General features: G+C 62.9%; 12 protein-coding genes and 1 pseudogene. 3 read left to right on the forward strand and 10 right to left on the reverse strand.

Features of this window, described 5'->3' with window-relative positions; all coding sequences use genetic code 11:
* Nucleotides 1–41 precede the first annotated feature (41 nt).
* From mmsB to JOE60_RS05240, 3 genes are all read right to left on the reverse strand, one after another.
* Complete coding sequence (gene mmsB, locus JOE60_RS05230; RefSeq protein ID WP_167264585.1) at nt 42–1,310, reverse strand: multiple monosaccharide ABC transporter permease; 1,269 nt, start codon at nt 1,308–1,310, stop codon at nt 42–44.
* A gap of 45 nt (nt 1,311–1,355) precedes the next feature.
* Nucleotides 1,356–2,912 carry a multiple monosaccharide ABC transporter ATP-binding protein gene (mmsA, locus tag JOE60_RS05235; RefSeq protein WP_167264586.1) on the reverse strand — a complete coding sequence of 519 codons (1,557 nt, stop codon included), beginning with the start codon at nt 2,910–2,912 and terminating at the stop codon, nt 1,356–1,358.
* A 131-nt stretch (nt 2,913–3,043) separates the two neighbouring features.
* Nucleotides 3,044–4,234, reverse strand: coding sequence for an ROK family transcriptional regulator (locus JOE60_RS05240; RefSeq protein ID WP_167264587.1), 1,191 nt, complete (start codon nt 4,232–4,234; stop codon nt 3,044–3,046).
* Nucleotides 4,235–4,465: 231 nt separating this feature from the next.
* On the opposite strand from JOE60_RS05240, the gene JOE60_RS05245 reads away from it, so the two are divergent.
* Nucleotides 4,466–5,305, forward strand: a complete 840-nt coding sequence (locus tag JOE60_RS05245) for a carbon-nitrogen hydrolase family protein (RefSeq protein ID WP_167264951.1) — start codon at nt 4,466–4,468, stop codon at nt 5,303–5,305.
* Between the two features lie 25 nt (nt 5,306–5,330).
* Here JOE60_RS05245 and sigK read toward each other — a convergent pair whose 3' ends face one another.
* The 3 genes from sigK to alr form a co-directional block, all read right to left on the reverse strand.
* The gene (gene sigK, locus JOE60_RS05250) at nt 5,331–6,053 is read right to left on the reverse strand and encodes an ECF RNA polymerase sigma factor SigK (RefSeq protein ID WP_167264588.1); all 723 of its coding nucleotides are present in this window, start codon (nt 6,051–6,053) and stop codon (nt 5,331–5,333) included.
* 68 nt (nt 6,054–6,121) lie between these two features.
* The gene (locus tag JOE60_RS05255) at nt 6,122–7,744 is read right to left on the reverse strand and encodes a PucR family transcriptional regulator (RefSeq protein ID WP_167264589.1); all 1,623 of its coding nucleotides are present in this window, start codon (nt 7,742–7,744) and stop codon (nt 6,122–6,124) included.
* Nucleotides 7,734–8,966 (reverse strand): alanine racemase, encoded by a 1,233-nt coding sequence (alr, locus tag JOE60_RS05260; RefSeq protein WP_208381254.1) that lies wholly within the window; start codon nt 8,964–8,966, stop codon nt 7,734–7,736. Before alr ends, JOE60_RS05255 begins: the two co-directional genes overlap by 11 nt.
* A 194-nt stretch (nt 8,967–9,160) precedes the next feature.
* On the opposite strand from alr, the gene JOE60_RS05265 reads away from it, so the two are divergent.
* Together JOE60_RS05265 and JOE60_RS05270 are read left to right on the forward strand one after the other, a co-directional pair.
* A complete protein-coding gene (locus tag JOE60_RS05265) occupies nt 9,161–10,591 on the forward strand; it encodes an amino acid permease (RefSeq protein WP_239528975.1) in 1,431 nt (476 codons plus the stop codon).
* Nucleotides 10,588–12,291: a flavin monoamine oxidase family protein gene (locus tag JOE60_RS05270; protein ID WP_204814843.1), complete on the forward strand. Its 1,704-nt coding sequence runs from the start codon at nt 10,588–10,590 to the stop codon at nt 12,289–12,291. Before JOE60_RS05265 ends, JOE60_RS05270 begins: the two co-directional genes overlap by 4 nt.
* Nucleotides 12,292–12,370: 79 nt before the next feature.
* On the opposite strand, the gene JOE60_RS05275 is transcribed toward JOE60_RS05270, so the two are convergent.
* The 4 genes and pseudogenes from JOE60_RS05275 to JOE60_RS05295 form a co-directional block, all read right to left on the reverse strand.
* Nucleotides 12,371–13,081, reverse strand: a complete 711-nt coding sequence (locus JOE60_RS05275) for a hypothetical protein (protein ID WP_167264592.1) — start codon at nt 13,079–13,081, stop codon at nt 12,371–12,373.
* Nucleotides 13,078–13,464 carry a PadR family transcriptional regulator gene (locus tag JOE60_RS05280; protein ID WP_167264593.1) on the reverse strand — a complete coding sequence of 129 codons (387 nt, stop codon included), beginning with the start codon at nt 13,462–13,464 and terminating at the stop codon, nt 13,078–13,080. The genes JOE60_RS05275 and JOE60_RS05280 overlap by 4 nt, the downstream gene beginning before the upstream one ends.
* Before the next feature lie 115 nt (nt 13,465–13,579).
* Nucleotides 13,580–14,224 (reverse strand): annotated as a pseudogene (locus JOE60_RS18300) (Pr6Pr family membrane protein).
* 39 nt (nt 14,225–14,263) lie between these two features.
* Nucleotides 14,264–14,782, reverse strand: a complete 519-nt coding sequence (locus tag JOE60_RS05295) for a gamma carbonic anhydrase family protein (protein WP_167264595.1) — start codon at nt 14,780–14,782, stop codon at nt 14,264–14,266.
* Nucleotides 14,783–14,812 lie beyond the last annotated feature (30 nt).

Here is a 14,812-nt window from a genome sequence, read left to right on the forward strand (position 1 = left end):
TTTCTGTGTGGGTGGGGTGGAGCGAGTCGAACGGAACCCGGTCAGGATTCCTTGGATATGACCTCTTTGGTGGAGGTGGTTTCGTCGGGCTTGAGTTCGTTGTTGCGCTGGAAGTTCTTCATCAGCAGCCCCGTGATGGAACGCTTGCCCTGGGACTTGTTGTAGACGTCAAAGGCAACGGCGGCCAGGAGCACCAGCCCCTTGATGATCTGGGTGAGGTCGGCGCCAACGCCCAAGAGTTGCAGGCCGTTGTTGAGGACGGCCATCACCAGGCCACCGACGATCGAGCCGATCACGGTGCCAACGCCACCGGTAACGGCGGCGCCGCCGATGAATACGGCCGCGATGGCATCCAGTTCCCAACCAACACCATCGAACGGGCCGGAAGCGGTGGAACGGGCTACGAAGATCATGCCGGCCAGGCCGGCCAGGATGGACATGTTCATCATGACCATGAAGTTGACCTTCTTGGACTGGACACCGGAGAGCTCGGCTGCGTGGCGGTTGCCACCCACTGCGTAGACGTGGCGTCCAAGGACGGTCTTGTCCGCAATGAAGCCGTAGATGAGGACCAGGACGGCCAGGATGAGGCCGGGGATGGGGAAGGATGTGCCCGGGCGGCCGGTGGCGAACAGGTACGTTGCGTAGAGGATGGCGCCGCAGATCAGGACAAGCTTGGTGACTTCAACCCAGAGCTCGGGAACATCCGCCCCCAGGGCCTTGCTGCTGTTGCGTGCCCGCAGGGACATCATCACAACAAGCACCACGGCCACAATGCCCAGCAGGAGTGTGAGGTTGTTGAATCCGGTGTTCGGACCAATCTCGGGGAGGTAGCCGGAGCCGATGAACTGGAATTCGGTGGGGACGGGGATGGTGTTGGACTTCCCCACAAACTGGTTGAATCCGCGGAACAGGAGCATGCCGGCCAGGGTCACGATGAAGGCGGGGATGCCCACATACGCTACCCAGAACCCTTGCCAGGCCCCGATGATCGCCCCCAGGACCAGGCCGAACAGGACACCGACCCACCAGGGGAGCCCCCAGTCCCTCATGGCCAAGGCAACGAACACGCCCACGAAGGCTGCAACGGAACCCACGGACAGGTCAATGTGGCCGGCGATGATCACCAGCACCATGCCGATGGCCAGGATCAGAATGTAGGAGTTGCCGTTGAACAGGTTGATCACGTTGCCGGGGGTCAGCGTGCGTCCCTCGGTGAAGATCTGGAAGAAGACGATAAGTGCCACCAGGGCGAAGATCATGCCGAACTGGCGGGTATTGCCACCAAATAGCTTCTTGAGCGCGTTCATTGTTTGGGTCCTCGTGTCAGGAAGGGGTGTGTCTGGGCCAGCGGGTCAGGCTGTTTTGCGGGCGGAAGTCATGAGCTTCATGAGGCTTTCCTGGTCTGCTTCGTTCTTGTTCAGGACACCGGTGATGGCACCTTCGAAGATGGTGTAGATGCGGTCGGACAGGCCCAGGAGCTCGGGAAGCTCCGAGGAAATGACAATCACTCCCTTGCCTTGGTTGGCGAGCTTCTGGATGATGCCGTAGATCTCGTACTTGGCGCCCACATCGATTCCGCGGGTGGGCTCGTCCAGGATCAGCAGGTCCGGGTCAGTGAACATCCATTTGGCCAGCACCACTTTTTGCTGGTTGCCGCCGGAGAGCTTGGCTACGCCTTCTTCCACCGACGGGGTCTTGGTGCGCAACGACTTCCGGTAATCCTCCGCAACGGAGAACTCCTGGCGGGTATCGACCACTGAATAGTGGCTGATCTTGTCCAACGCTGCGGAAACAGTGGTGGTCTTGATGTCATCCAGGAGGTTCAGGCCCAGGGACTTCCGGTCCTCGGTGACGTAGCCCAGCCCGGCATCGATCGCGGCGCGGACACTGCGCAAGTTGACGGGCTTGCCGTCCTTGTACACCTGGCCCTTGATGAAGCGGCCGTAGGAGTGGCCGAACAGGGAGCGTGCCAATTCGGTGCGGCCGGCACCCATGAGCCCGGCGAAACCAACGATTTCGCCGCGGCGTACGTAGAAGTTGGATCCCTTGCAGATCAGGCGGTCCTGGATCTGCGGGTGCCCCACCGTCCAGTCCTTCACTTCGAAGAAGATCTCACCGATGGTGGGCTCGTGGTCAGGGAAGCGCGATTCGAGCGTCCGCCCTACCATGCCCTTGATGATGCGGTCCTCGTCCACGCCGTCCCGCTTGACGTTCAGGGTTTCAATGGACTTTCCGTCACGGATGATGGTGATCTCATCGGCAACCTGCTCAATTTCGTTGAGCTTGTGGGAAATGATGATCGAGGTGATGCCCTTGCCCTTCAGACCCACAATCAGGTCCAGAAGGTGCTGGGAATCGGATTCGTTCAGGGCCGCCGTGGGCTCGTCCAGAATCAGGAGCTTCACGGACTTGTTCAGGGCCTTGGCAATTTCAACCAGCTGCTGCTTGCCAACGCCGATTTCCTTGATGGGGGTATCGGGGTCGTCGCGCAGGCCTACACGGGCCAGCAGTTCCAAGGAACGCTTGCGTGCCTCCGCCCAGTCGATGACTCCCCATTTGGTGGGCTCGTTGCCCAGGAAGATGTTCTCCATGATGGACAGCTCGGGGATCAGCGCCAGTTCCTGGTGGATGATGACGATGCCCGCTGCCTCGCTGGCGCGGATGTCCTTGAACTGCTGTGTCTCGGCCTGGTAGACGATGTCTCCGGTGTAGCTCCCGTAGGGGTAAACGCCGGAGAGTACCTTCATGAGGGTTGACTTGCCTGCGCCGTTTTCGCCGCAGATGGCGTGGATCTCGCCGGCCATCACCCGGAGGCTGACGTTGGACAAGGCCTTCACGCCCGGGAACTCCTTGGTGATTGAGCGCATCTCCAAAAGAATGGGATCACCTTGCGTGTTGAGGGGTGTCATCAGCCCTAACGCCTCCAATGCAGACTTCGTTGTCGACTCCGCAAAACGGCGGAGCTGTTCTGAAGAAAAAGTAAACTGGATCACCCTGCTTGTCGTCAAGACTTGAACGCATGATCCAGCTAACGATTTCGTTACCTGCCGGTAATACCGGCGTGTTGGAATACCAATGCAGCTGCCCCCAGGGCCTCGGCGCGAGCGCCCAGGGAGGACATTGCCAGGTGGGTCGTCTCGCCCACCACGGGCACGGCGTGCCGCACCAGGCCCCTCCTGATGGGGTCCAACAGGAGGTCGCCAAGCCCGGCCAGGGGACCGCCCACCACAATGACTTCCGGATTGATCAGGTTGGAGACGTTGCCCAAGGCGCGGCCGACAGCCAGCCCGGCGTCGTCCACCACGCGCTGGGTGGCGGAGTCGCCGGCGAGGCAGTTCCGCACGATGTCCTGCGGCGTCAGCAGGGTCTCCTGCCCCCTGCCCAGGAGCTCGATCATGGTGGTGGTGGAAGCGATTGTTTCGAGGCAGCCCCTGTTGCCGCAGCGGCACACCAGGCCCAGTTCATGGATGGTGGCGTGCCCGATTTCGCCGGTGATTCCCACGTTCCCGTAGTAGGGAAATCCGTTGAGGATCAGTCCGGAACCAATGCCGGAGCCGATCTTCAGGAACATCAGGTTTGAGACGCCGCTGTGGGGTCCCCACGTGACTTCGGAGAGGGCGCCAAGATTGGCGTCGTTGTCAACAAAGACGGGGCAATTCAGGGCTTCTTCAAGCCTGCGGAGGATGTCGATTCCCACCCACTCGGGCAGGATGGCGCCCTGCGCGACTGTGCCGCTCCGGCGGTCGATAGGGCCGGGAATGCCCGCCCCTGCGCCCACTACGGCCGTCCGGTCGATGCCGTTTTCCTCCAGCAGTTTGCCGAGCAGCCTCACCGCTGCGGCTATGCCTTCCTCGGCCTGATGGCCCAAGGGAAGTTCTATGTATTCCTCGGCTATGACGTGATAGCCCAAGGACGCCAGGACCACCCGCAGGTGGCGGCGGCCAAAGTCGATTCCGACCGCCACAGCACCGTTGCTGTTCAGCCTCACGTTGGTTGCCCGGCGGCCGGAGCTGGTGGTGGGTTCGGTGGACACCAGCCCCGCGTCCTGCATGATTTTGACGATGTTGGAGATCGTGGCGGTGGAGAGTCCGGTCTGCCGGGACAGCTCTGCTTGCGTGGAGGGTCCGTTCAGGAGGCATTCGATGATGCGCTGCTGGTTCAGGTGGCGGAGCGCTGACTGCGAGCCGGGTTTTCTCGGTTGGCTCTTCGTTGAGCGCTGTGTAGCGGGCATGACAAGAAGATTGCCCCAGAAACTACCTTGTAGTCAAGAAGTGAACACAAGGAGTCAAGCCTCACCGACATACTCCAACACAAGAACTGCCTCGCGGACGTGCGATGTGTCCCGGCCGAACCGTCTCCGGGTCCAAATGCCCCGCCGCAGGAGTCCGGCCCGCGCATACCCTTGGTAGAGGAATCTTCCCGCGCCTACCAAGCCGGGATCGTGCTGATCAAGGTGGTAAAGATGCTGCTGTCCCTGCTGCAAGCCAACGCAACTGTCATGGATGTGGAAGCGAACCTGCGCACCATCGACGACGCCGCCAGGCGTGCGTCCCATGCCGGTGCCGGGATTCTCCTGACCCCGGAGCTTTTTCCCGTGGGCTACGCGCCGCTGCGTCTTCACGCCGAACTGGACGCTGCCACGTTGCCGTCCATCAGGGAGCGCCTCGCGGACATTGCCCGCACTCACGGCATCGGCCTGGTCTACAGCCTCCCCGCGCCGGTCAACGGAACGCACGACGACGGCGCGAAGCCGCCCCGCGCTGACAGCGCCTGGAACATCACGGCTACTTTGCTGGACGCAACGGGCGCCGAGGTCCTTACCTACGCCAAGGTCCACCTCTTTGGTCCGGAGGAACATAAGGCGTTCATCGGCGCCCAAGAACCTCCCGCCGTCGTGGAGTTCCAGGGAATCCGCACATCGATGCTGATCTGCTACGACGTCGAGTTCCCTGAGGCGGTGCGGGCTGCTGCAGTGCGCGGCGCTGAACTCCTGCTGGTTCCTACTGCGTTGTCGGCCGGATTCGACAACGTGCCGCAGGTCCTGATCCGTGCACGTGCTTTGGAGAGCCAGATCAACCTGGCCTACGCCAACCATTCGGGCCAGGAGGATGTGTACGACTTCCTGGGCGGCAGCGTGATCGCGGGCCCGGACGGAACCTTGTTGGCAGCAGCGGGGGAGGCCCCCACGCTGCTGTTTGCCGAGGTTGGTACTGAGGCTGTCCGTGCCGCCCGCGAGGAAGTACCGTACCTGCGCGAACGCAGGCCGGATCTCTACGGGCGGTGGGAGCAGGGCGCGTCTTGAGCGGCCCGTGCAGGCGGCCGCTTCTTCAGGCGGTCCTGAGTTCTTCCCTGAGCTGATTCAAGCCATCCCGTATCCGGGACTTGATGGTGGGCAAGGGTTTTGACAGTTTTTCAGCCACTTCGCGATAGGTGAGTGCGCCGAAATAGGCCAGCACGATCGCTTCACGTTGCAGCGGTGACAGAGTTGCCAACGAGTCCTTGAGTTGCAGTGCTTCCATCCGGTCCAGGAGGGACGTGGGTACCTCGTCATAGGGGCGGGTCCAGGATGCGGTGGCCCACTTGGCGTCACGGTTGGTGCTGCTTTGGTGGGCGCGGACTTTGTCCACTGCTTTGCGGTGCGCGATTGTCAACAGCCAGGCCATGGGGCTTCCCTGCGCGGGATCGTATTTCGCCGAGTCCCGCCACGCCACCACGAAGACTTCCTGGGTCACTTCCTCGCTGAGGCCGGAATCGATGACCACGCGGCGTACCACCCCGAAAACCCGGCGTGAGGTGCGTTGGTAAAACTCCGTGAAGGCAGCGTGACTGCCTTGGCCAGTTTCCTGGAGTAACCCACTGAGATGCGCTGCGGAATCGTCCGGCGAGGGGGCCGTGACGCTGTGGACCTCGCTTCCGCCCTGCGGCGCTGTGGTGCCGTCCAGGGTGGAGGGGGCGGGGTCCGCTTTCCTCTCGGAAACTGCGATGCCGTCTTCCCGGACGTCAGGGAGCGCTGGGGGTGAAACTTCGTTGAAAATAACCAAGACACTCACAACTCCAGGGAAGCAGCTTCAAGAACATTCATAAGCATACATATCACTAGGTAATCTAGCTAGTCTGTCTAGTGAAGTCCGGACCCGTCCACATATTGCAGGGCGATCCACAACTCCGCCCGCGCCTGAGCCTGGTTAAGGTCCATGTCCAGGAGCTCTCCGAGCACGCCGATCTGCCGCCGGACACTGTTCCGGTGAAGTCCCAGGATCTTGGCTGAAGCATCCCAACTGCCGTTTTCGCTAAGCCAGCCACGGAGCACAGCCAACAGTGGGTCCCGGCGGTCCGCCTCGAGGGACAGCACCGGAGCCAGGAGCCGTTCGGCCAACATGGTCCCCGCGTCCCGGCCCAACAGTCCGGCCACGGACCACGTCACTTCATCCACCCTGGCGCTGGCGCCCGTGGACAGTACACGGCTTCGGAGGGAGCCGGCCCGCTGGTAGGCCGCAGACAAACCAGCCAGTTCCGTGGGCTCGCCAATCACCAGGCGCCACCCGAGCCTCTCAACGTCGGCCAGCAACGAATCGTCCACTTTGAACCGTGTGATCGCCGCAAATCCGTAGTCGGTGAGCTCCACCAGTTTGGTGTCGAACAACCGCCGCCACTGCAGCAGCTCCCGGACGGGACCGTCGTCGGCAGCGTCTTCCATCCGGATTCCCAGAACCACCCGCATCTGCCCCGAGCGCGTCGAGGACAGGCTCTGGGCCAAAAGATCCTTCAAGCCGTTGAGGTGCCGGGTTCCACCGGTGGCCAACGACTCCGGGTGCAGCAGCATGGCTGTGGCCAGCTGGCTGGGGGCCAGGGAACCGCTGGTCCGTTGCCGCACCAACAGTTCAAGCAAGCCAACGGCGGCTTGCACCACGTTGTTCTGTGCAGGGCTCAGCGCAACGTCCGAGCCCAGGATCAGGGCACCCAGGTTGGCGTCCTTGGTGCTGCGCAGCGGGTGCCCGAACACCAGGGCGGACCCCGGCTGGTCAAACCCGTCCATCTCCACGCGGGGACCGCTGCCGGAAAACAACCGCTCCAGCATTGGCTGGAGCAAGGAATGGTCGACGCCGGTGCTGCCGCCGACGCCGGCGCTCCCGCCGACGCCGTGCCCGCCTGTACTGTTCCCGCGGGCCCGGACCCGCCCATCCGCACCCACCAGCACCGCCCACACCGGGACCCGCTGGACCAGGGCTGCCAGGAGTTCGTGTTCCGGCCTGGGGGAGAGCACGGCCCTCATGAGCTGCCTGTTGGTTTCCGCCAACTGACGGAACACCCGGGCGTTGTCCGTCTCCAGGAGCTGCGAGAAGGACAATCCGATCGCAGCGAACGGCAGGGACTCCGGGACCTCGAACAGGGTGAGGTTCTGCTTGCGGCAAGCCTCCACCAAAACGTCCGGAACGGCGTCGAAATATGGCCGGATCCCGAAGCCCAGGGCCGCCACTTTGGCCCCCACCAACCGGCGGACGTACGCATCCACCATCTCCGCCGAGCCGCCCTCTCCCAGGAAGGGCAGCCCGGCGGTGAGGAGGAATTCACCTTCCGGCAGGTACGGCGTGGGGTCCTCAAGCTCACTGGGTTCAACCCACCGCAGCAGGGTGCCACCGCTGCCGCCGTCGTGAAGCATGGTCAGCTCCGGCGGCAGCTGTTCCACGAACTGTTCCAGCGTGACGAAACTCAGGCGGGCATTGGCGTTCTCAGGCAGCATTGCCCTGCCCTGCGGTTTCCGGCTCCTGGTAATCGGGGCACTCGTAGGCTTCGCTGGCGTAGACGCGGGGGAGCCGGGGCGCAATCCTGTTGATGATCTCATCGCCGTGGCTGCCGATCGCCGCTCCCCAGTCGTCGGCGCTCGCCGCCCCGGAGGCGGGATCGCCGAACAGTACCGCGGTGTCACCCACGGTGATTCCGCCGGCGTCCGGACCCAGGTCCACCATGAACTGATCCATGCATACCTTGCCGATCACCGGTACGTTGCGTCCGCCAATGCGCACCACGGAACGGCCGCTGATTCCCTTGGGGATGCCGTCTGCGTATCCCAGCGGGATAAGGCCCAGATAGCGCGGTTCGTGGGTGATTGCCTGGTGCTCGTAGCTGACGCCGGTGCCCGCCGGGACCTTTTTGACCATCACCAAGGGCGCGGTGACGCTCAGGGCCGGACGCAGGCCAAAGTCTGCGGGGTCCAGGTGGTCTGCCGGTGCCAGGCCGTAGATTGCCAGGCCTGCCCGGACCATGTCGAAGTGGAACTCCGGCCTGTCCAGGATGTTGGCCGAGCTGGATACATGCCGGAGTTCCGGTGTGAGTCCCTCCGCACGGGCCTCGCGGACGGCCTCCTCAAACCCGGCCACCGCTGCGGCGTTGCCGGGGTGGGCGGGTATGTCAGCCCACGCCAAGTGCGTCCACAGCCCGCGGACACGCAGCGTGCCCTTGAGTTCGCCCCGGCGTGCCTCCGCCACCAGGGCGCCCCAATCTTCCTTCCTGGCTCCTCCGCGGCTTAGTCCGCTGTCCAGTTCAAGATGGACGACGGCGGGGCGGCCCAAGCGCGCCGCGATGCCTTCCAGGACCTCCAGTTGGTGGACGCTGCCCAACGAAACGTCAATGCCGTGCTGGAGGGCCTCGAGGATGGTTTCGCTGGTTTGGGAGGCCAGGTAAAGCCACGATAAAATCGGGACAGTGATGCCGGATTTGCGGAGTGCGATCGCCTCACTGAGCTGGGCAGTTCCCAGCCAGGTGGCACCTGCGTCCACGGCGGTACGGGCCACGTCAACAAGCCCGTGGCCATAAGCGTTGCCTTTCACCACAGCCATGAAATGGGGCGCTTCCGTGCGCTTTTTCAGTGCCGTGATGTTGTCCGAAATGGCGGTCAAGTCCACTCTGACTTGACCGGAAAGAGCCCCTGGCAGGGGCTCCTGAATGTGTGCATTACGTCTCATGGTTGATCATCATAGGACATTTTGCACCGCGATGAGAGGTGGCTCACATGCCAGTCTTGTGGAGGGGAAATCGAAACTACTCTGAAGGGACGTCAAGGGTGACTGTGCCTGTGAACACCAAAAACCCGGCCGGTGCGGCCGCCGCGAGGCCAAGCCTCGGGGCGCAGTTGCTGCGCCGGAAACCCATCGACCACATGGATGGTGAATCCGGAACCGGACACGGCGGAACGCAGCTTGTCCGCAGCTTCGGTGTCCTGCAGCTGACCATGATCAGCGTGGGCGCAACGCTGGGAACCGGCATCCTGGTCATCCTGGGCGAATCCGTGCCGCTGGCCGGTCCGGCGATCTGGATCTCGTTTGTCATAGCAGGCATCGCGGCGTTGCTGTCCGCCGTGTCCTACGCAGAGATGGCCGGTCTGGTCCCCGTGGCAGGCTCCAGCTACTCCTATTCCTACGCCACCATGGGCGAGGGAATGGCCTGGATCTGCGGCTGGTGCCTGGTGCTGGAATACGCGGTCTCGGTGGCAGCAGTTGCCGTGGGGGCAGGACAGTATGTCAACGAGACCCTGGCAGCTTTCGGTCAGTTCCTCCCGGATGCCTTCTCCCAACCACCCGGTGATGGCGGAATGGTCAACGTGCCGGCTGTTGTGATCGTGGTCTTCGCCATGATGCTGCTGGTCCGCGGCGCCCGCGAAAGCGCCTGGATCAACACGGCCATCGTGATCATCAAGGTAGGCATCCTCATCTTCTTCTGCGCAGTGGCGTTCACCGCTTTCAACGCAGGAAACTTCGAGCCGCTCATGCCCATGGGTGCGGCCGGTGTGTCCGCAGCAGCCTCCAGCGTCTTCTTCTCCTACATTGGCTTCGACGCCGCTTCCACGGCCGGCGAGGAAGCCAGGAATCCCAAGAGGGACCTGCCGCGCGCCATCATGTTGTCCATGGTGATCGTCACCAGTATTTACGTCCTGGTTGCTGTGGCAGCCATCGGCGCCCGGCCGTGGGGTTGGTTTGACGGCACCGAGGCCGCCCTGGTGCAGATCCTCCACGAAATCACCGGCCAGCCGTGGATTGCGCTGGTCTTCTCCGTGGGCGCTGTGCTGGCGATTGCCAGTATTGTCCTGACTGTCCTCTATGGGCAGACCCGCATCATGTTGTCCATGTCCCGCGACGGCATGGTGCCCAAAATCTTTGGCCGCGTCTCTCCCCGCACCGGCACTCCGGTGGCCGGAACGCTCATCATTGGAACCGCCGTCGCGCTGACCGCCGGGTTGGTTCCCTTGGGGACGCTGGCGGACGCCACCAGTATTGGCACGCTGTTCGCTTTCGCGCTGGTAAACGTCGCAGTGATTTACCTTCGCCGCAACCGCCCCGACCTGGAGCGCAGCTTCCGCGTGCCGCTCTACCCTATTACTCCCATCCTGGGCACGCTGATGTGCGCTTACCTGATGCTCAACCTCGGCGCAGACACCTGGATCACCTTCGGCGCCTGGATGCTGGTGGGCATTGCCATCTACTTCGGCTACGGACGCCGGAACTCAAAGGTAGCCACCCTCAGCGAGCAGGACTACCGTGAACTGACCGCCAGGGCGCACCGCCCGGAATCTGTGAAAGCAGCAAAGTCATGACCATTGCCACCGAACTTCCCATTGTTGATCCGCAGGGCACGGCCGCTGCGGACGAGGCTCCCATCACCATGCTGAACCCGGACTTTCCGTTCAGCTACGATCACTACCTGGCCAACCCGGCCGGGCTGGGTTCAGTACCGGAATCACTGCATGGGACCGAGGTTGCCATTATTGGTGCCGGCCTCTCCGGCCTGGTGACCGCGTACGAGCTCATGAAGCTGGGCCTCAAGCCGGTGATCTACGAGGCAGACCAGATCGGCGGACGGCTCCGGACAGCCAGTTTCCCGTCCGCGCCCGGCGTGGTGGCAGACCTGGGCGGCATGCGCTTCCCGGTATCCGGCAAGGCGTTCTACCATTACGTGGACCTGCTGGGCCTGGATACGCAGGAGTTCCCCAACCCCATGGCACCAGCTACCTCCAGCACCGTGATTGAACTGGCGGGCAAGAAGCATTACGCCACCACGGCCGATGAGCTGCCGGAGTTCTTCCACGAAGTGGCCGATGCCTGGAAGGCCGCCGTCAACGACGGTGCTGCTTTTGCTGAAATGCAGGAAGCCATCAAGGCCCGCGACACCAAGAGGATCAAGGAACTCTGGAACGCGCTCCTTCCAGAGCTGGATGAGCAGACGTTCTATGGCTTCATCGCCGCCAGCAAGTCCTTCAAGGAAGCCGGCTTTGCGCACCGCGAGGCATTCGGCCAAGTGGGCTTCGGTACCGGTGGTTGGGACACTGACTTCCCCAACTCCATCCTCGAAATTCTCCGCGTCGTGTACACAGACGCCGACGACCAGCACCGCTCCCTGACGGGAGGAGCGCAAAGGCTCCCCGAGGCACTGTGGAACCACGCGCCGTCGGGCATTAAGTACTGGCCGGAAGGCACCTCGCTGGCATCCCTGCACTCCGGTTCGCCGCGCGGAGCCGTGGACAACATCCGCCGGGCGGACAACGGCGACCTCCTGGTCCGTGAGAACTGGGGGCGCGAGGCCACGTACCAAGCCGTGGTAACCACCTGCCAGTCGTGGCTGCTGTCCACCCGGATCCACACCGAGGAAGCGTTGTTCCCGGCCGAGCTGTGGACCGCGATCGAGCGCTCGCACTACATGCAGTCGTCCAAGACGTTCGTGATGGTGGACCGCCCGTTTTGGAAGGACATCGACCCGGAGACGGGCCGCGAAGTCCTGTCCATGACCCTCACCGACCGCCTCAACCGGGCCACGTACCTGCTCGACGACGGCCCGGACAAGCCCGCCGTCATCCTCCTGTCCTACACGTGGAACGACGACGCCTTGAAGTGGTTGGCCTTGAGCGCCGAAGAGCGCGTCAAGCTCATGCTCCACTCGCTGGAGCAGATCTACCCGGGAGTGGACATCGCCAGCCACATTGTTGGCCAGCCCATCACCGTATCTTGGGAGGCGGACCCCAACTTCATGGGTGCTTTCAAAGCCAACCTGCCCGGCCACTACCGCTACCAGCAGCGCCTGTTCACGCACTTCAAGCAGGACCAGCTGCCGGAGTACCAGCGCGGCATCTTCCTGGCCGGGGACGATGTGTCCTTCACTGCCGGATGGGCAGAGGGCGCGGTGACCACGGGCCTGAACGCGGTGTGGGGAGTGGTGAACCACCTCGGCGGTTCGTCCGCAGAGGGCAACCCCGGCCCCGGAGAATTGCTGGACGAACTCGGGCCCATCAGCCTGGACTGATTCCCCCTCCGGCGTTGCGAGGCCCGCTCTGCGCCCCCCAACCCTTGGTTGGGACGCAGAGCGGGCCTCGCATTCGCGTTTAGCGGAAGGTCAATGCGAGTCCGAGCATGGCCAGGGTGAAGATCGGGAACAGCCAATTGGTCATCAGCATTGCTGCCCGGGAACCCAAACCACTGCCCGGCGTAGTGCCGGAGCGCGGATCCGGGACGTCGTCCGGAGCGCCGAGGCCGCGGACCGTGTTGATGATGGACAGAAGAACCATCACGACGGCGGTGCCGGCCAGCCAGGGCGTCGGGTCCAGTTCCAGCCAGGCTTCCTCTCGAACAGTGGGTGCTGTTATTCCGGACAGCACCCCGGCCGCCACGCAGAGTGCCACCATGACTGCCAGCACCCAGAGGCGTCGGAGGGCTGCTGCGAGATAGAGGGGAAGCAGCCCAATAACCACCACCGGTACGGCGAGAAACACCGCCTGCGCCGGTGACACCAGCATTGGCTCCGAACGGACCCAGGGAACCACTGCCTGATTGAAGATCAAAAAGGCCAGAAGACCCAGCAGGGACGGCCACAAGGCCTTCCTTATCCAGTCATGGTGGGGAGCGCGGGGCAGCTCCAGCTCGGCAGCATAACTGCGGGCTGGACCGAAAGCCTCCTCGGCCGGCTGCCCGGTATCGGCCAGTAGCTCCTTGGCGCTGGCAACCGTGTCCCCGATCGCGTCCCCGTGCACCTGGCGCATGCGGAGTTCCAGGATGAGTTGGTCAAACCATTTCTTGTCGGCCGTTTCCTGCATCATGCCCTGATCTCCTTGGTGTTCTGCCCGTGGTTGAGGTACGCGTTGCTCAGCTCAGTGAATCGCCGCCAGTCTGCGGCCAGCCGGTTCATTTCGGAGCGCCCGCTGTCAGTCAGTGCAAAGTACTTTCGTCCCGGCCCGCCGTCCCCCGCCCGCCATTCGGTGGTCACCAGTCCGGCTGCCTCATAGCGGGTCAGGAGGGGATAGAGGGTGCCGCCTTTGATGGTGCCAAAACCGTGGTGCTCCAGTTCGCTGATGATTGCGTAGCCATAGGAAGGGCCTGAAGCGAGGGCATTCAACGCGAGGAAGCCAAGCGTGGCCCGCAGCCAATCGCTTGGCCAATCACCATCCGCAGGCGTCACTCGCGGGGGTTGGGAAACATTCATGACTATATTGTCACTCTAAGTAGTTAGGCTGTAAAGCCACTTAAACAATGCGAGGCCCGCTCTGCGCCCCAAACCCTCGGGTTAGTGCGCAGAGCGGGCCTCGCATTCGCGGGTTTTACTTCCGGACCAAGCCAGGATCCTTGTCGGTGTTTTTCAACGTCCTGTTCCCCAAATAACGCACTCCCAGACTCACCACCAGGAACGCCACCAGCATGGCGGCGCAGTACAGGGCAACGCCCACATATCCGTTCTGGACGTTTGGATTGAAGAACGGGTAGGCGTAGAAACCCACCACAGCACCACGGATCAGTGAATAGGCGACGTAGGCAACGGGGAAAGCGAGCTACGCAAAGGCCGTCGCGAGTGAGATCCGGTGTTTGGGCGGCGTGAGGATCCAGTCCAGCAGGACAGCCACCGGCATCACGGTGTGGTGCACCAGATTGACCCAGGGCATCAGTTCGCCCAGATCGGCATCCCGGAGCAGAGTGTTGAAAACCACCCCAACAAACGCCATGTACACCACAGAGGCCCCGCGAATGATGACATCGGACCGGCTTGCCTCCACGCCGCGCATGAGCCTGATGGCACTGATGATGAAGACTGTTCCAGCAAACATGTTGGACAGATTGGTGAAATAGCTGAAGAAGTCCACAATCCCGTAGTTCTTGGTGAGGGTGATGGAGAACTGCGTTATGACACCCGCCCACGCAAGAATGCCCAGGAGAAGGCGGAAGGCAATCAGGAAGTTTCGCTTCGTCATGCCAAAACCCTACCCGGGGGTTTGACCCCGCCGTTGGCTTTAGGAGTGCATTTCCCGATGTGCCGCAGCCAGCTCTTTGTAGTGGGCAGCGTTGTGCTTAACGCCCTCAAACTCCTCATCCGTGAGTTCTCGGCGGACTTTGGCCGGTACGCCGGCCACCAGGGAACGTGGGGGAACCACCGTCCCCTCCAACACCACGGCGCCTGCGGCAATGAGCGAACCTGTGCCGATCACCGCGCCATTGAGGATGGTGGCACTCATGCCGATCAGGCAGTCGTCTTCCACCGTGCAGCCGTGGACCACTGCGCTGTGTCCCACGGAAACGCGCTCGCCTACGGTGCAGGGAAATCCGGGGTCGGCGTGCAGGACCACGTTGTCCTGGAGGTTCGAGCCTGCGCCTACGGTGATGGCGGCGGTATCAGCGCGGACGGAGACACCGTAGAACGCACTCGAATCCTGGCCAAGGGTGGCCTTGCCGATGATCGAGGCCGTAGGCGCCACAAAGGCGGTCTCATGAATGGCCGGGGTGTCCCCGGCAAAGGTGTAAGAAGGAGCCATGGCCCCAGCCTATTCCCTAGTAGGTCGCAT

Origin of the sequence: Paenarthrobacter ilicis (genome assembly GCF_016907545.1) — a bacterium.
GTDB lineage: Bacteria > Actinomycetota > Actinomycetes > Actinomycetales > Micrococcaceae > Arthrobacter > Arthrobacter ilicis.